Origin of the sequence: Shewanella sp. SM29 (genome assembly GCF_025654245.1) — a bacterium.
Lineage (GTDB): Bacteria > Pseudomonadota > Gammaproteobacteria > Enterobacterales > Shewanellaceae > Shewanella > Shewanella oncorhynchi.
Genome location: NZ_JAKKRN010000001.1, coordinates 173037 through 190484, shown reverse-complemented (window position 1 = coordinate 190484; position 17448 = coordinate 173037). Strand labels below are relative to the sequence as shown.

Genomic DNA, 17448 nt, shown 5'->3' with positions numbered 1-17448 from the left:
CCATCACGCTACCGTATCTGACTCATTCACTCTTTCGCCCTCAATGTAGAGACGCTATGTTGAGCTTCTACTTTAAAGATGAAGCAAATCACTGATAGGTAATATCCGTATACATAGGGGCGAGGCGTTTTAGAAAGGCATTACGGGTCGATAGCGGAATATGTTGCTCTTTCATCGATTCAATCAAATGGCCGACTAAGGCATCGAAATCCGCTTGAGTAATATTCAAGCCTCTATGGCTGTGCTGCATACTTTCGCCGTGATACACGCAGCCGCCATCGGCAACCAGACAGAAATGTTCAATGGCACGCTCACGAAATAACGCAATATCAGTCTCTTGAAAGTGATGCACTATGCGTGGATCTGTGGCAATACGTGCCAGCAAACCATCGACTATCGCCGATACGCCTGCGTTACCTCCTAAATCTTGGTATAAGGTTTGATGGCTTGCGGTTTGATGACTCGAGTGAGTTTGTGATGCTGAGGTTTCGGTCGTTTGCACCGCACAGCCAGTGAAAAAAAACACTGCGACGAAAGGTATTAACTTCACCCGTAAACGCCTCATAACGCCCCCTCCAGCGACACATACCAACCTTGCTGATCGTCAAAACCCGCTATGCTGCCCAAATTCGCATAGGCCGTAACCACGGAAAGATGCTTATTGATAAACCACGCTAAAAACACATCTTGCCAATCATCCTCACGGGCAAAAGCTAACTCATCGGGTTTCTGGCGATATTCGATACCCAGTGCCACATTATCCGTCAGCAATACCGCGGCAGAGGCTTCGAGCACAAACTGGTAATCATGATTGGCTTGAGTACCAAAACCCAATAAACCCGTTTGATTCGCCTTGGTCACACGCACGGTCCCATTAAGTAATACATTTCGTCCCGCTACCGCATCAAAAAATACTTTGCTGGCAGCAACATATACATCTAAACCCCAATCATCCCGCGCCCCAACCGCCTGAGGAATCGCAAAGTCATCGACTCTTTTATACTGGGCACCTAAGGTAATTTGCGGCATAGCCGTATAAAGCAGCTCTCCGGCAAGCTTGTATTTTACGCCGAAGATATCTTGGCCTAACTCGCCGCCCATAGTATCCAAATCAAAGGTTTGCCGCGCAACGCTCAGCTCGAATCGATTATCAAAACTCAAAGAAGCACCGATCACTTTCAGCGTAAAATCATCGACATAGACACCCGTCGCCATCGCCGTTGCCGACCATTCACCGCTACTACCATAACCGTTGATCACGGCCCATGGCACTATGCCACCGCCAGCACTGCCTTCAATCATCGTCCCGCCGCCAGTCCCGACCACACGGCTACCTTCAGCAAACGTAGGAACAGTGCCCAATAGTAAAAATAGGCAAAACAAAGCCTTAACATAATTCCAAGTTAATGAATTCAACTTCAATGCATTTATGGAAATGTTCACTTGATGCTCCGCTCTAATTCTTTCGACGATGACTCGTTAGTCTAGCGTCTTTGCATATTGACTTGAGTAAACGCGCTTATGTATCAGAGGTATTTGGATGGTTAAACGCCTCGAACCACAGATCAAATTCAGCCGCTTTTAAGGGTTTCGAAAACACGTAACCTTGAATGATATCGCAATCAAGATTGCGCAATATCTCAACACCTTCTTGTTCTTCAACGCCTTCGGCTACTACGGTAAAACCTAAGCCATGGATCAATTTAATACTCGTATCGACTATCATCACATCTTGGCTATCCGTGAGCATGTCTTTGATAAAGCTGCGATCAATTTTCACTTCATTAACGGGTAAAATTTTCAAATAGGCTAATGATGAATGACCTGTGCCAAAATCATCAATGGCAACAGACACGCCCATGTCACGGAATCGCTGTAATACACTCACCACAGTCTGTGCATCTTTCATCACGGCGCCTTCAGTGACTTCGATACAGAGTGCACCGCTTGGCAGATTATTGTCTTTCAGTAAAATGGCGATTTGATTCGGTAAGCGAGTATCGACTAAATCATGGGCCGACAGGTTAATAGCCAGTTTTAGCACTATACCCCGCCGCTGCCATGTCACTAATTGCTGAATTGCCTGCTTCAATACCCACTGGCTAACAATATCAATGTTGCCTGAATTTTCAGCCAGTTGGATAAATTCATCGGGCGGAATAAACCCTAGCGTAGGATGTTGCCAACGGATCAATGCCTCGACGCCAGTGCACTGGTTTAGGCGTAAATCCACTTTAGGTTGGAACACTAAATACAATTGGTTTTGCGCTAAACCTATAGGCAAATCACGGATAATCGTCAGCTCACGCTGATACTTTTCATCGGCGCCTTGACGATAACTGACAATACGTTGCTCTTCGAGACAGGCTTGATTGAGGGCAATTTCGGCGCGGCGCACTAACACATCGATATCAGCACCATTACCATCGATTTCGAGTAATCCCGCCCGCACGGTAAGAGAAATGTTTGAGCCTTGGATTGGAAAAGGTGACTCCAACATATCCAATGACTTCAGTAAATGTTCGGGGCGAATACCTTGACTATACAGAAGTAAAAATGAGTCACCGTCTAAACGCGCCAGTAAATCCGGAGTGGGTGCTAATTGCTCTAGGCGACGAGCAAAAAGCAGTAACAAAGTATCGGCATTGGCAAAACCAATAATATCGTTGATATGGCGGAAATGTTTAATATCTAACAACACCATAGCACCGGATAATTTATCGTTAAGATCCGCCAAATGCTGTTTTGCGGCAAAACGATTGAGTAAACCTGTCAAGCTATCGTGGCGAGATTGGTAGACTAAATCCTTTTCCCGCGCTTCAATATCATCGCGCATTAAGGACAAACTCTTGGCCAACACCCTCAGCTCTGCTGGCGCACCTTGAATATTGGCAGGCTGCTTACCTTGACCGATTTTGCGGGCATAATTCACAAGTTGATGCACGGGTTCAGTCAAACTGCCCGACAACCAAATCGCAATCGCAATCGCCAGTGCTAAGGTCAAAGCAAAAATCAGCAGCATATTATTGCGTAGTTGCTGATAACTTTGCTGCCACTTGAGGTTTGATTGGTGTAGTAGCGCTAATTGGCTGCCGTTGTGATCATAAAGTTTGATGCCCATAGACAGATGATCTACGGGAATACTTTCACTAGGCATTTTCAGCAAGCTAGGCAATAAGCTCGCCTGCTCAATTACGCTTAACTTTTCATTATCTGATAAGGTTGAAGCTATTTCAGTGCGGCCCGTTGCCTGATTGACAAAACTCACATCGATGCCCGTAATAGCTTTAGCTTGTTGGGCGACCTTCTCATCCAATAAAAAACCCATGCCAACCCAAGCGATTAAGGTCGGCGCCTTCACCGGCTGCAGCACAAACTGATAGCTAGCATGATCAAAATTAAGGATAGCTAACGCATTATGATTGCTGGTGGTCATATTAAATAAGGATTGAATATCATCCTGAGTGAGTCCGGGCAAACTCGAGGTCAAGAGCTCCCCTTTAGGTGATAACAATACAGCGGCGTCGGCACCAATACGAGAGCCGTGATTAGATAACACTGACTCAATGGTTTCTTGCTCACCAGTAGCAATCGCGCGCTTAAAACCAAAATCGGCACTGAGTACGGACAAACTTTGACTGAGCTGAATACCGCGATTCGATAACACTTCGAGAAACACATTCGCGCCAATATCGAGGCTTTTCTGTTGCTGTAAAAAGTTATCTTTTTCGGTCGCTGTCAACACGGAAAATGCCGTGGCAAATTGCACTAACGTCAGCACAATAAAGAAAACTAAAATCAGCCGAGCGCGAAAACTATTTAGCATGTAATGGCTTACCTTCAGAATCGTAGTGACCAAATCCCGACGGCGGAGCCGACGGTTTAGCTTGACGCTCAATGTCTAAGGACAGACTGAGTTGATTAGGACCATTAACTATCAGTAAATCCGTTGGGTCTGATGCCGCCTTCTGCCATGGATGCCAGCGCTTAACTTTATATTGACCGGCGATAAGTCCCTTAAACTGGATCTCACCTTTTTCGTCCGTCACCGCGACAATAGGGCTATCTGCCACATAGATAAATGCCTGCATATAATCGTGAATATTACAGCCAAGCGCGACCAAACCGGGTTTATCAAACTGAATCGGCGCTTCGGCCTGACCCACATACAATTTAAGTTCGAAAGGTTTAGCTTCTGAAAAAGAATACACATGGTGGCGAGTACGATCTAAGTTGGGGAAATCCACCTTTGCACCTTTAGGCACCGCCAGTACAAAGGGGATAAAGGTTCGATTTTTTTGCGACATTTCATAATGTTCGACAGGTATCGCATTATCGGGCATCACTGCAGGGATCAGCTCCACGACAGTATCGGCAATGGCCTGTTGTTGCAGATCTACTACATTAATATTGAGTTCAGCAGCCATGACTTGAGGCGTGAAATAGATCAAAACGCAAAGTACTAACGCATATAAAACGCGATATAGGATCATCCGTTACCTCGGGCATAGTGATGCAAGGCCAACAAGTACCTTAGCTGAGTTCTGCGTAAAAAAACGATCTAGATTCATCTAGCATTGTACATTACTAATGTATTGAATAATCATCAAATTATATAGAAAAGTCGTAAAACAGTAACCATTCTAATCATACTGTGATAATGACGCGCTCAAGTGGCAATAAGTTATAAGCTAACAGAATGGTCCGGTAATAGTTATTCATTGTTTCTTATTGATGATCCAGAAAATACCAACGATATTCCTCATTTCTGGTTTTAGTTTTAATCTGGCGAGCAATACCATCACTAAACATCAATTGACCTAATGTTAATTAACCCCAGCTAAAGATAGTCAAATCTAATCGCTCTCGCCGTGAATAAACAAAAAAGGCCTACTCAATGTAGACCTTTCATGTATTTTTCAACTAGAAAACAAGCTTAACCGACTGTTATCTCTTTATGCTCATCGGCTTTTTTACCGCCTCTCTTTGCTAAGGCATAGTAAAACAGCGGCGTTAGGATAAGACCAAATACAGTCACCCCAATCATACCGGCGAATACTGCCACCCCCATGGCTTGGCGCATCTCGGCGCCCGCGCCAGTGGAGAACACCATAGGCACCACTCCCATAATAAAGGCGATAGATGTCATCAAGATAGGACGTAAACGTAATCTTGCTGCCTCTAATATCGCCTCCATAGGTGCCATACCATGGTCTTGTTTCTCCTTTGCAAACTCGACAATCAAGATAGCGTTCTTAGTCGCCAGCCCCACCAGCACTATCAGGCCAATTTGGGTGAAGATGTTATTATCCCCACCGTAAATCAGCACACCACTGAGGGCTGAAAGTAAGGTCATTGGGATGATTAAGATAATCGCCAATGGCAAGCTTAAGCTCTCGTACTGGGCGGCTAGCACCATAAACACTAAGATGATCACCAGCGGGAAAACCAAAAGACCCGTATTGCCCGCGAGAATTTGCTGATAGGTCAGCTCGGTCCACTCATAAGTCATACCATTAGGTAAGGTTTCAGCCAAAATTTTCTCAATCGCCGCCTGCGCTTGGCCTGTACTCACTCCGAGCGCTGGACCACCGTTGATTTCAGCGGTCGTGAAACCGTTATAGTGCATCACTCTGTCTGGGCCTGAACTTTGGCTGACGTTGATGAACGAACCTAGCGGGATCATGTCACCATTCAGATTCGGCACCTTTAGCTGACTTATCTGTTGCGGACTTTGACGGAACGCCTCGTCGGCTTGCATATTCACCTGATAGGTTCGACCGAAACGATTGAAATCATTGACATAGGTCGAGCCCATATAGGTTTGTAATGTCTGGAAGATTTGATCGAGCGACACTGCCTGCTGTTTCGCTTTAGTCCGATCGATATCCAGTTCAAGTTGTGGCACATTCACTTGATAGCTAGAGAAAACGCCAGCTAACTGAGGATCGGCCCACGCCTTGTACATCACTTGTTGGGTCACCTGATACAAGGCCTCATAACCAAGGTTGGCTCTGTCTTGAATTTGCAGACGGAACCCTCCTATAGTGCCGAGGCCTTGCACAGGTGGCGGCGGGAAGATGGCAATAAACGCGTCTTGAATAGCAGCAAATTGCTGATTCAATTGTCCTGCAATGGCATTAGCCGACAGTTCAGGACTAGTACGAGAGTCAAAATCATCGAGCGCAACAAACACTACGCCGGAGTTAGGACTATTGGTAAAACCGTTGATGCTAAGGCCAGGGAAGGCAATCGAGTGCGCTACTCCGGGGTGATTTAGCGCAATCTCAGACATCTTCTTGATCACACTATCCGTACGTTCAAGGGATGCCGCATCGGGCAACTGAGCAAAGGCCACTAAATACTGTTTATCTTGGCCGGGTACATAACCCGTTGGTGTATTGGCAAATTGCACACCCGTTAACGCCACCATGCCTAAATACACTAGGCCAATAATGCCGCCAAAACGGATCACCTTACGCACTAACCAGCCATAACCATCGGATGCACGGTTAAATAAACGATTAAAAGGCACAAATAACCAAGCACCAAACAACTTATCCATTAGACGGGTTAAGCCGTCCTTAGGTGCATCATGACTCTTGAGTAACAGCGCCGATAATGCCGGACTTAAGGTCAGTGAGTTAATCGCCGAGATAAAGGTCGAGATAGTAATAGTCAAGGCAAACTGTTTATAGAACTGCCCAGTTAAACCGCTCATAAAGGCCGTTGGAATAAACACCGCCGCCAGCACTAAGGTGGTTGCCACAATCGGGCCTGTCACTTCCTTCATCGCCTTTTGTGTTGCCGCAACTGGGCTTAATCCTGCGGCAATATTACGCTCGACGTTTTCGACCACGACGATGGCATCGTCAACCACAATCCCGATGGCGAGCACCAGCCCGAATAGCGACAAGGCATTTAACGAGAAACCGAGCAAATGCATAAAGGCAAAGGTACCGACCAAAGACACAGGCACGGCCACCAGCGGAATAATCGATGCGCGCCAAGTTTGCAGGAACAGTACCACCACTAACACCACCAGTAACACGGCTTCGAGCAGGGTTTTTACCACAGCTTCAATCGAGCCACGCACGAACACTGTTGGGTCGTAAACGATTTCGTATTCGAGTCCTTCAGGGAATCCTTTAGACAGCTCTGCCATTTTGGCGCGCACATCGTCGGAAATCTGAATCGCGTTAGAGCCCGATGCTTGGAATACAGGAATAGCGACCGCATCCTTATTATCGAGTAAAGAGCGCAGCGCATAACTCGTTGCCCCGAGTTCCACCCGCGCGACATCTTTAAGGCGGATCACCTCAGCATTCTGACCAACTTTGATAATGATATCTTCAAATTCAGACAGTTCAGTTAAACGACCTTTAACGTTAATCAAAAGTTGAAAGTCAGCACTGCCACTGGGCTGCGCGCCTAAACTGCCCGCTGCTGCCTGTTGGTTTTGCTCGCGCACGGCGGCAATAATGTCCGCTGGCGATAAACCCAGAGCCGAGACTTTATTCGGGTCGAGCCAAATTCGCAGGCTGTATTCGCCGGCGCCAAACAAACGTACCGCGCCCACACCGTTAATCCGTGCGAGCTCGTCTTTAACGTTTAACGCCGCATAGTTAGACAGATACAACATGTCGTAACGGTTATCCGGCGATAACAAATGCACCACCATGGTCAAGTCTGGCGATGATTTTTCAGTAACAATACCAAGACGTTGCACTTCCTGCGGCAGACGGGGCATAGCGCGATCGACTCGGCTCTGCACTTGGGTTTGAGCCTTATCCACGTCAGTGCCAATCGCAAAAGTGATAGTCAAGGTCATGCGTCCATCGGACGTCGCCTGCGATGACATATACAACATTTCTTCGACGCCGTTAATTTCCTGCTCCAGCGGTGAAGCCACGGTTTCGGCAATCACTTTAGGATTTGCGCCAGGATAATTAGCAGTGACCACTACCGTTGGCGGCACTACCTCTGGATATTCGGTAATAGGCAACTGCCAAACGGCAATCGCCCCCGTGATAAGAAACAGCAATGACAGTACGGCTGCAAATATCGGTCTTTTAATGAAAAATTGCGACAACATAGTGTGTTATTCCTTAACCGCGGCTCGCCGTTTCGACCGCTTGCGCCGTCAAATGATCTTGATTTTTATCGAGTATTAACTGGGCTTGGCGTAGCGCCTCGAGCTTGTCGCTGTCGACCATGTCCACTATGTTTGGCTCAATTTGCATCTTAGGGCGTATGCGTTGCATACCATTGACGACGATCTTGTCTTCGGCCATCAAGCCTTGGGTCACTATACGCAGTCCTTGGACCTTTTCGCCTAAGGTCACGCCGCGATATTCGACCGTGCCATCATGACCGACGACCAGCACAAACTTATTATTGAGATCTGTGCCAACGGCTTTATCGTCGATCAAGATCCCCTCATAGGCGCCACTGCCCGCAGTACGAAGACGCGCAAACAAGCCTGGCAATAGGTTATTGTCTTCATTGTTAAAAGTCGCACGCACTCGAATAGTACCCGTCTGCTTATCCATCGCATTATCCACAAAGTCGACCATGCCAATATGGTGATAATCGCGCTCATTGGCTAAAGCCATGTAAACAGGATTATCGCCAGCACGGGGATCGTTACGTTTGTTCTGCGCGGTTAACTTCACGTATTTAAGGTAGGTTTGCTCGTCCACATCAAAATAGGCATACATGCTGGCGGTAGAGACTAAGCTGGTCAGCACACTCTGCCCTGCGGTGACATAGTTACCCGCAGTGACGTTAGCGTAGGATACGCGGCCATCAATCGGCGCTTGCACTTGGGTATAAGCTAAATCAAGCTCGGCGCGCATGAGTGCTGCTTTCACCGAAGCGACTGCGGCTGCAGTCTGACGTTTATTCGACTCACGGGTATCGAGTAATTCGGCCGAGACCGCCTTTTGGTCAAATAACTTATATGCCCGTTCAAAATCATTAGTGGCCAGTTGCTCAGCAGAGAGTGCGCTAGCAAGATCTGCTTTTAACCGGGCCACTTCCACTTCAAACACGCTTGGATCGATGCGAAATAACACTTCGCCTTTTTTCACTAAGGCGCCTTCTTTAAAATTTACTGAGTCGATATAGCCCGACACCCGCGGGATAAGGGTGACACTTTCTGGCGCCTGTAAACGACCGGTAAACTCATCCCATTCGGTGACTCGCTCATGCAATACCTGAGCGACATCCACCTTAGGTGCACTCGGTGCAGGTCCCTGCTGCGCAGTTTGCTCACCACAAGCTGAAAGGACGAAAGCAGCCACAGCCGTTAACATCATTATTCGTAAAGGTTTGTTACTCATCATATTACTATCCTCAAAGTGGCGGGCATTTCACGCTGTTCGAACCACACACATGCAGCTGTGTTACAAACCAAACCAATTAAATACCGATTGGTAAAAAATATTCTGTACTGGACGGTAATATATAGCGTAAAATGATGCTGTCAACAAATTTATGTACCGAACGGTATTTAATTAAAAGTGTGCACTTACCCTAGGCATACAATGCGTCCAGAGGCAAAAGGCTACGAGTTTGAACGGCAAAGCATTTTGATGAATATTGAAGCAAACACTGACTAACGCAGATAACATGCTGAACTTAGGTGACACCTTGAATGACTAAGTAGACATATCCCCCTAAGTCCGTCATAGGTAGCAAGTGTGGCTGGACAGGGACTAAACCCATGTCTATCCTAGGGGCAATTGAGAATTGAGGAGCCTAATGATGTCAACCGTCACCCAGACGCCCTGTGTTGGTCGCCCACGAGCTTTTGACACTGACGATGCATTAGCAAAAGCCTTAGAAGTCTTCTGGCTCAAAGGTTTTGAAGGTACATCGTTAACCGATCTCACCCAAGCTATGGGCATTAATAAACCTAGCCTTTATGCCGCTTTCGGTAATAAAGAACAGTTATTTCTCAAAGCGATAGAATTGTATGAACAGCGCCCCTGTGCGTTTTTCTACCCGGCACTGGAACAGAAAACCGCCTATCAGGTTATCGAGTCAATGCTACTCGGTGCGGCAAGCTCTTTGGTGGATAAAAGCCATCCACAGGGATGTTTGATTGTTCAAGGGGCACTCACCTGTAGTGAAGCAGGGCAAGCGATTAAAGACACTTTGATTAATCGTCGCCGCGACGGTGAAATAGCCCTGTGCGAACGACTGCAACGCGCCAAAGATGAAGGTGATTTGCCCGCTGACGCCGATCCCTTGCTGCTTGCCCGTTATATAGGCACTGTATTGCAAGGTATGGCCGTACAAGCGACCAGTGGAATTTGCCCGAATGAACTGCGCAAAGTGGCCGAGCTAGTGCTGGCTAACTTTCCGCGTAATGATGAATCCTGATTCACAAATCCTGATCCACAAAAACTAAACCCCAGTAGAGTACTCACTTAACTGGGGTTTTATTTATGCTTTGCTTTATTTCTGTCCAACCATTTATTTCTGTCCAACCAAGAGTTCTCTAAACAGTTGCCTGAGTCGTTTCAATAATGGCAGGCTGCTTTTATCTTGATGCTGGATCACATCGACGTTTGCATGCCAGCCTATCTGCTCAAATTCTATGGGGACGCGAGTTAAGTTACCCGATGAAACTAAATTGGACGCCATATGCTCGGGCAATAGACACCAACCATGGCCCTGTAATGCGAGCTCCAATAACACGTAATAGTTATCGGCATACCAAACATCAGGACTGAACGCCTGCTGAAAACTACTGGTTTTAGTATTCCGTGAGCGGATGAGTAATTGTCGATACAGTCGCAATGAGTCCATGTTCGGTGCAACTGATTTTGCTAAGGGATGCGAACTCGCCACATAAAGATCGAATTGAATCACCCCAATACTCTCAAAATCTATACTACTTGGCATAGATAATTCACTAAAAATCAATCCTGTAGATGCTCTTCCCGAATGCACCATGTCGATAATATCTATACTTGAGGCACTGAGAAACTCGAGTTCGATATTAGGGAAATCACCTTCTAACAACCGAATAATTTCAGATATTCTCTGTATCGGAATGCCTTCATCCATCGCAAGGCACACTTCTGAAGATTGACTACTAAAGAGCGATAAGGCGGTATGTTTGAGCCTACGATGTTGAAGAATCGTCGCTCTTGCGTAGGGCAGTAATTTACTACCTTCGGCCGTTAATACAGGATAACGACCCGAACGGTCAAATAACTCAACCCCACAGTCAATTTCAAGATTCATCACATGCTGGCTAATCACGGATTGTGCTTTCTTAAGTTGCCTTGCAGCATTCGAAAATGAACCCGATTCTACGGTTTCCATAAAGGCTTCGAGTTGTTCGAGACTAAACATATCGCTTTTACCGATACTATCTAACTATAACTTATCCCTATACTAGATAAAATCATGGCCATAGTCACATTAAATGAATGGGAAATAGCCATGAAAACGACAGAACGTATCTTTAACGCCTTACTCTTTGAAGCGATTGCACTCGCTATTATTATCCCCGTTTCTGCCCTTATATCAGGCAAGGGAACCAGTGAACTTGTCATAGTTGGTATCGCTTTGAGTCTTTATACCGTGGTATGGAACTACTTCTACAACCTAGGATTCGACAGGGTATTTGGGGCAAATCGAGAGCAACGCACTTTGAAAACCAGAATACTGCATACCTTTGGATTTGAAGGGGGACTTATTTTCATTAGCATACCGACCATCGCCTGGTTTCTACAGATAGGTTGGTTGGCAGCCATGGGCTTAGAAGCGGTTTTTTTGATCTTTTTCTTCTTCTACAGCACCCTATTCCATTGGTGCTATGACAAGTATCAGCCCTATAAGACTTGGATTACTATGCAAGCCACTAAGGTCAAATAGCGCAGCTAAGATCAACACACATCACCATCAAACGAACCTCACTAAACAATTTAGCGATTCGTTTGATGGCAGCTTATCCATTTCAATTTCTTCTACTTAGCAAGAAAGCTAAGCCAGTTCATGTGTTGCCCAGCGTAAAATCCCCCTTAAACACAGTACATAAAAATAATAGACCCGCACACAGTAAACTGAGGTTGTTGAAATATCCTATAAACATCACAAAAGGACTAACTATCAGTAATTAATATTCAAATCATTAGTCTAGATATAATTCTTTATGCTATAAAAGCCATATATTAAGCGGGGAGATGGAAGCAAAATGCGTGCAGGGAACAGAATGAGGCTCAGGATGCAGCAGGCATTAAATTTGCCGTCAGCATTGATACTTAGCATCGTTTTATTGCTCGTATCCATTATTTGCAACATGGCACTCGCTAAAGAAAGTAATGCAATACCAGCAGAATCGCAACCTCAAGCCATAACCTTAGCCGCAGAAGACAGTTGGCCACCTTTCGCCAATCAGTTTGGTCAAGGTATTTCCCATCGTTTAATCCAAGCCGCATTTAAACAGTCGCATATTGAAGTGAATAGCTTAGTTGTGCCCTACTCCCGCGCCTTAATGATGGCGGAAAAAGGTGCAGTTGATGGGGTGTTTAACGTCACCCGCGAGAACAGTACTGAGCAACGCTTCATCTTTGGAAACACCCCATTATTTATCGCCACGGCTTCTTTTTATCAAAAGAAACAAAAACCTATTCTGGCAGACAATAAATGGGCTCTACCTAAAGGCACCGTTATCGGCGTGATTAAAAGCTATGAATATGGCGATGAGTTTCCCGCATTAGTTAAACAGCAACAGCTCAATATCGTCACCGTCGCCAACCAACAACAGCTCATCAATTTATTGTTGATTGGTCGCATAGATGCCGCCTTGATGTTCGACTTAGTCGCGAAGGAAAACCTGAAAAAAATGGGGGTAGATGATGAGATTATTCCTGCATTTGCTAACCACAGCAGCGATATTTTTTTGGCCTTCTCGAAAGGAAATCCGCAAGCACAAACCTTAGCGACCCAACTCGACGCTGGCTTATCACAGCTAAAAGCCACAGGCCAATACGACAAACTGCTCTTAGTCGCTGACTAATCGCCTATTACTACGAGCGAATGATAGATTACCGCTGCGAGCGAATGATCTCTTGATTCACCCAATATAACAGCTGCTTAATAGCCTTCGACAGGATCTGATTCTGGCGCACAATATAACCTAAACTCGTTGTAGGGAATTGCGGTAGAGGAGTGACTTTAGTGGTGAGATTCGCCTTAGTGTAAACCGAAAACTCCGGTACGATAGCCACACCAAATCCCGCCTCAGCCCAATCGATTTGCGCGTCAACACTACCGACTTCCATTATTCTGTAATTCGATAAGTTCAGCGACGGTAATGCGGGATCTAACAATTCGCGGGTTCGCGTATCGTGTCCTAATAAAATCAACGTCGGTTGCTCGGCTAAGGGCGTATCCACAGAGGGTTTTGCCTGCTGCCATTGCTGTAAATTATCTCCGATTGCACACCATTTAATCTGTTGTAGCTCAGTAAAATGCAGTGGCTGACTTTCCTTCTGCGCAATCACAAACCCTAAATCTGCCTCGGCATTTTTCACCAATTCAGAGGCTTGTGATGAGGTTGTGTTGAGCAGTGAGAAATCTATTCCCGGAAACTCCGCCTTAAAAAGCTGAAACGGCTGGATCAACAATAACCGCGAGATAATGTCGCTGGCGGCAATGGTCAAGGTGCCTTGGCTAAGGTCATTAATCGCATTGAGATCCGCCTGACAAATTTGCAGCTCCATTAACGTCTTCTGACTGCTCTCTAACAGGCGAAATCCCGCTTGCGTTAATCGAAAGGGATTACGGTCAATCAGCTTGACTCGAGTGCTTTGCTCTAACTGCTTAATATGCAAGCTAACATTGGGCTGCGTCATGTGCAGCGCTGTGGCCGCTTTCCCAAAATGCTTGTATTCAGCCAAAGTCACGAAGGTCTTTAACCAATGGATATCGAGCATAACGCCACCTTTTGCAAAGTATTAGAGTTAATGATAGCCAATGATATATGAAATTCTTATTGGGATGATAACCATAATTAATTTCTCTTATTCAAATGACGGGTCTAGCATAGCGTCTTAATCAATGAGGAGATGTTGTTATGCCGTCGATCGTGGTTGTGGGTGCAAATTGGGGTGATGAAGGCAAAGGCCGCATCGTAGATTATTTAGCCGCGGATGCCGCTGCCAGTATTCGCTTTCAAGGTGGTAACAACGCTGGCCATACCGTCGTCAACGACTATGGCACCTTTAAATTACACCAATTACCGAGTGGCATTTTCAACCCTAACTGCGTTGCAGTTTTAGGCCCTGGCATGGTGATCAGCCCTGAAAAACTCAGTGTAGAAATTGCTGAAGTGCAAGCGGCTGGCATAGAAGTCAAATTATGCATTTCTGACCGTGCTACCCTGTGCTTACCTCTACATGCATTAGAAGATACCTTAGAAGAACAACGTCTTGGCGACCTCGCCTATGGTTCAACCCGTCAAGGGATTGCGCCAGCCTATGGCGATCGCGTGATGAAAAAAGGCATTTTAGTCGGTTGGTTAAACCAACCTGAAGTGCTGCAAGAGCGCATTCAATTTATGCTCGACTGGAAATTACCGCAGTTAAAAGCACTTTATCCAAGTTGCGATTTTAATCAAACCGCCGCCGAAATGACCGCATGGTTATTAGAAGTGACGGCACCTTGGCGTCCATTTATTTGTAACGTGACAGAGCCATTAAAAGCATTACAAAAACAAGATGCGAGCTTACTGTTTGAAGCGCAATTAGGTGCTGGCCGCGACTTAGTCTACGGCGAATATCCTTATACCACATCTTCAAACGTGACTGCGGCTTACGCGGGTATCGGCAGCGGTTTACCAGCTCTGCGTCCAGAGCGCGTAATTGCTGTCGCGAAAGCCTTTAGCTCATCAGTAGGCACTGGCACCTTAGTGACCGCAATGGAAGAGCAAGACGCCTTCCGCGAAAATGCCAACGAGTTTGGTGCAACGACAGGCCGTCCACGTGACATGGGTTACTTCGACGCTGTTGCCACCCGTAATGGTGTTGAGCTACAAGCAGCAACCGAAATTGCCCTGACTAAGATTGATTGTCTTTCTGGCATGAAAGATCTGAAAATCTGTGTTGCCTATGCTGGTGAACACACTGAGAACCCAATTTGGCCACAAACTGCTGCGTTAAGCCCAGTGTATGAGCAAATGCCAAGCTGGAGCGAAGATATTACTGGTTGTCGCACCTTCGAAAGCCTGCCAGTCGCCGCACAACAATATGTTGAACGTATTGAAGACTTAATGGGTGTACGCGTTAGCATGGTTTCTGTTGGACCAGAGCGCGATCAAATGATCATTCGCTAGTAAACAACGTTTACCCTACAAAAAAGCCATATTCGCCTCGGTGAATATGGCTTTTTACTTTGATATGGTTTGTCATTAAAGAAGCACTCAAGACGTTGATAGCGATGACTCGAATACCCCATATTCAAATATCGCCACTAAATGAAATGGCATTACTCTTCGAATACGTATTTATCTATCATACCGACCATACGACCAATTTCTGGTTTAGTAATGGTATCGTTAGCACCTAATGCCATCGCCTTTGCGCGGTTATCTTCACTCATTAAAGAGGAAAACATCACAATTGGCATTTGTCGATACGCCTTGGATTCTCTTAAGCGTTTCACCAAATGCATGCCATCCATGCGAGGCATCTCAACATCCGTAATAATGGCGCTGACAAAATCAGAAATAGAAGCATTATCTTGGTCAGCAAGATTCTCAAATTCCATTAGCATTTCAAGGGCATCACCACCATCTTTGGCTGTGATAATGTTGTAACCTGCGCTGCGAAGGGTATTTTCGATCATCTTACGAATAAAAGCGGAATCATCGACAATTAAAATCGTTTTCGCTTCACGTTTCGCCAGCATTTTATCATTGATCAGTACACTTCTATCGAGCGTGACATCGTACTTATCCATACTCAGTTCAGGATTGATATCGGCAATAATCTTCTCAAAATCCAATATCATAATGAGCATGCCATCACGGCGCACTACGGCAACGACACAATCATTTTCACCCGCTTCTAAAAATTGACTCGGCGATTCAACTTGCTCCCACGACACTCTATGGATGCTACGAACACTATCGATTAAGAACCCATTAATCATCTTATTAAAATCAGTCACTATGACCACTTTGTGGGTTAAATCCTCAGGTGTCGATATTCCGAGCCATCCGGCTAGATCGACCAAAGGGATCAACTTTTCTCGCAGCGAGAACACCCCAACCATGTGCCGCTGGGCATTGGGATAATCTGACGTTTCTGGCACCCTAATCACTTCTCTCACTTTGGCGACATTAATACCGTAATGGCACACCTTATGGCCACCGTTAGGAAGTGTCTTATGTAGATGAAACTCAATAATTTCGAGTTCATTTGTGCCACTCTCTGTCAATATTTCTGATTTTTTAATTTCGCTCATATAAAGCTCTCAACCTAGCAAATCAACGTAAGAAAGGGATTGCAGTTATCAGTATAGGAAGGGATTAATGAATTAGGCACGATAGTGTGATTTTACTGCCTGATTAGCGTGATATTTTTTGGGTAACAAGCATTTTATCTATAAGCAGAAAAGCGTCCCATAATCGAATCTAATGACTATTTCAGTAGTCACATTGTCAATCATGGCCAGATTAAGCATCGCCGTTGCCGACCTAAAGTAGTCTGCACATTTCCTTTAACAGCGCTTTTGTCTCTCCGCATTAGAGGTTTTGTTTTAAGAGATAAGCCGCTAAACTATTGCGCAATAAAACTATCTAGAATAGCCGTACCCCATGCCGCAATTTAGCCCGACCTTTTCTTTCCCAGTGCAAATCTACTATGAAGATACTGATTTTTCTGGCGTGGTGTATCACCCCAACTTTTTAAAATACTTCGAGCGAGCCCGTGAGCATGTGATTGGTGCTGAGCGTTTAAGTGCATTATGGCAACAAAACCAACTGGGTTTTGCTGTGTATCGTAGCGATATGCTATGTCATGAGGGGGTTGAATTTGCCGATATTATCGATGTACGGACTAAATTTTACTTTGAGAGCAAGTATCGCACTGTGTGGCTACAGGAGATTTGGCGCCCACAAGGTAAAAAGCCAGCTGTTACGGCAACCATTGAAATGGTGTGTATGAATCAAGCCCGCCAATTAGCGCCTATGCCGGCAGAGTTAATCGCCGTCTTAAGTCAGGGTTTTCTTTCAAGCGAACAAAGCTAATACTCTTACATACAAGTACACGCGCGATTTACTGAGCTTATTTCGACATAAGCAAAGGTAACAAAAAATCACTCAAAAAAGTACAACACAAATAACGATAACTGGACAGTATTAAGGCTCGACAGCAAGCCTTAATACTCTTGATTTGACGAGCATTTGATTTAACGAGCATTTGA

The 17448-nt window shown here is 45.6% G+C and carries 14 protein-coding genes; 5 read left to right on the top strand and 9 right to left on the bottom strand.

Going from position 1 to position 17448, the window contains the following annotated elements; translation table 11 throughout:
- Window positions 1-88: 88 nt before the first annotated feature.
- From L5L77_RS00875 to L5L77_RS00850, 6 genes are all read right to left on the bottom strand, one after another.
- Entirely contained in the window at window positions 89-565 is a 477-nt protein-coding gene (locus L5L77_RS00875; protein ID WP_212599301.1) for a group I truncated hemoglobin, read from the bottom strand.
- Complete coding sequence (locus tag L5L77_RS00870) at window positions 562-1443, bottom strand: DUF3034 family protein (protein ID WP_219251230.1); 882 nt, start codon at window positions 1441-1443, stop codon at window positions 562-564. Before L5L77_RS00870 ends, L5L77_RS00875 begins: the two co-directional genes overlap by 4 nt.
- 76 nt (window positions 1444-1519) lie before the next feature.
- Window positions 1520-3826, bottom strand: coding sequence for a GGDEF domain-containing phosphodiesterase (locus L5L77_RS00865; RefSeq protein WP_263221811.1), 2307 nt, complete (start codon window positions 3824-3826; stop codon window positions 1520-1522).
- On the bottom strand, window positions 3816-4493 hold the full coding sequence (locus tag L5L77_RS00860) for a methylamine utilization protein (protein WP_173497526.1): 678 nt from the start codon (window positions 4491-4493) through the stop codon (window positions 3816-3818). The genes L5L77_RS00865 and L5L77_RS00860 overlap by 11 nt, the downstream gene beginning before the upstream one ends.
- A 443-nt stretch (window positions 4494-4936) precedes the next feature.
- Window positions 4937-8095 (bottom strand): efflux RND transporter permease subunit, encoded by a 3159-nt coding sequence (locus L5L77_RS00855; protein ID WP_263221808.1) that lies wholly within the window; start codon window positions 8093-8095, stop codon window positions 4937-4939.
- Between the two features lie 13 nt (window positions 8096-8108).
- Complete coding sequence (locus tag L5L77_RS00850) at window positions 8109-9347, bottom strand: efflux RND transporter periplasmic adaptor subunit (RefSeq protein ID WP_263221806.1); 1239 nt, start codon at window positions 9345-9347, stop codon at window positions 8109-8111.
- 418 nt (window positions 9348-9765) lie between these two features.
- Here L5L77_RS00850 and L5L77_RS00845 point away from each other — a divergent pair, with 418 nt between their 5' ends.
- The gene (locus tag L5L77_RS00845) at window positions 9766-10389 is read left to right on the top strand and encodes a TetR/AcrR family transcriptional regulator (protein WP_028761413.1); all 624 of its coding nucleotides are present in this window, start codon (window positions 9766-9768) and stop codon (window positions 10387-10389) included.
- 93 nt (window positions 10390-10482) lie between these two features.
- Here L5L77_RS00845 and L5L77_RS00840 read toward each other — a convergent pair whose 3' ends face one another.
- Window positions 10483-11370 (bottom strand): LysR family transcriptional regulator, encoded by an 888-nt coding sequence (locus L5L77_RS00840; RefSeq protein WP_105251732.1) that lies wholly within the window; start codon window positions 11368-11370, stop codon window positions 10483-10485.
- Window positions 11371-11460: 90 nt separating this feature from the next.
- On the opposite strand from L5L77_RS00840, the gene L5L77_RS00835 reads away from it, so the two are divergent.
- Together L5L77_RS00835 and L5L77_RS00830 are read left to right on the top strand one after the other, a co-directional pair.
- Entirely contained in the window at window positions 11461-11895 is a 435-nt protein-coding gene (locus L5L77_RS00835; protein ID WP_168822865.1) for a PACE efflux transporter, read from the top strand.
- Window positions 11896-12214: 319 nt separating this feature from the next.
- A complete protein-coding gene (locus L5L77_RS00830) occupies window positions 12215-13039 on the top strand; it encodes a substrate-binding periplasmic protein (RefSeq protein ID WP_263221803.1) in 825 nt (274 codons plus the stop codon).
- 28 nt (window positions 13040-13067) lie between these two features.
- Here the strand turns inward: L5L77_RS00830 and L5L77_RS00825 are convergent, their stop codons facing one another.
- Entirely contained in the window at window positions 13068-13958 is an 891-nt protein-coding gene (locus L5L77_RS00825) for a LysR family transcriptional regulator (RefSeq protein ID WP_028761417.1), read from the bottom strand.
- A 140-nt stretch (window positions 13959-14098) separates the two neighbouring features.
- Here L5L77_RS00825 and L5L77_RS00820 point away from each other — a divergent pair, with 140 nt between their 5' ends.
- Window positions 14099-15355, top strand: coding sequence for an adenylosuccinate synthase (locus tag L5L77_RS00820; protein WP_028761418.1), 1257 nt, complete (start codon window positions 14099-14101; stop codon window positions 15353-15355).
- Between the two features lie 152 nt (window positions 15356-15507).
- On the opposite strand, the gene L5L77_RS00815 is transcribed toward L5L77_RS00820, so the two are convergent.
- Window positions 15508-16488, bottom strand: a complete 981-nt coding sequence (locus tag L5L77_RS00815; RefSeq protein ID WP_028761419.1) for a chemotaxis protein — start codon at window positions 16486-16488, stop codon at window positions 15508-15510.
- 352 nt (window positions 16489-16840) lie between these two features.
- Here L5L77_RS00815 and L5L77_RS00810 point away from each other — a divergent pair, with 352 nt between their 5' ends.
- Complete coding sequence (locus L5L77_RS00810; protein ID WP_263186068.1) at window positions 16841-17272, top strand: thioesterase family protein; 432 nt, start codon at window positions 16841-16843, stop codon at window positions 17270-17272.
- The last annotated feature ends 176 nt before the right edge of the window (window positions 17273-17448 follow it).

Coding starts and splice junctions, on each gene's coding strand:
- L5L77_RS00855 (WP_263221808.1), bottom strand. CDS start 8,095: ATGTTGTCGCAATTTTTCATTAAAAGACCGATATTTGCAGCCGTACTG.
- L5L77_RS00850 (WP_263221806.1), bottom strand. CDS start 9,347: ATGATGAGTAACAAACCTTTACGAATAATGATGTTAACGGCTGTGGCT.
- L5L77_RS00840 (WP_105251732.1), bottom strand. CDS start 11,370: ATGTTTAGTCTCGAACAACTCGAAGCCTTTATGGAAACCGTAGAATCG.
- L5L77_RS00825 (WP_028761417.1), bottom strand. CDS start 13,958: ATGCTCGATATCCATTGGTTAAAGACCTTCGTGACTTTGGCTGAATAC.
- L5L77_RS00830 (WP_263221803.1), top strand. CDS start 12,215: ATGCGTGCAGGGAACAGAATGAGGCTCAGGATGCAGCAGGCATTAAAT.
- L5L77_RS00860 (WP_173497526.1), bottom strand. CDS start 4,493: ATGATCCTATATCGCGTTTTATATGCGTTAGTACTTTGCGTTTTGATC.
- L5L77_RS00815 (WP_028761419.1), bottom strand. CDS start 16,488: ATGAGCGAAATTAAAAAATCAGAAATATTGACAGAGAGTGGCACAAAT.
- L5L77_RS00865 (WP_263221811.1), bottom strand. CDS start 3,826: ATGCTAAATAGTTTTCGCGCTCGGCTGATTTTAGTTTTCTTTATTGTG.
- L5L77_RS00845 (WP_028761413.1), top strand. CDS start 9,766: ATGATGTCAACCGTCACCCAGACGCCCTGTGTTGGTCGCCCACGAGCT.
- L5L77_RS00810 (WP_263186068.1), top strand. CDS start 16,841: ATGCCGCAATTTAGCCCGACCTTTTCTTTCCCAGTGCAAATCTACTAT.
- L5L77_RS00875 (WP_212599301.1), bottom strand. CDS start 565: ATGAGGCGTTTACGGGTGAAGTTAATACCTTTCGTCGCAGTGTTTTTT.
- L5L77_RS00820 (WP_028761418.1), top strand. CDS start 14,099: ATGCCGTCGATCGTGGTTGTGGGTGCAAATTGGGGTGATGAAGGCAAA.
- L5L77_RS00835 (WP_168822865.1), top strand. CDS start 11,461: ATGAAAACGACAGAACGTATCTTTAACGCCTTACTCTTTGAAGCGATT.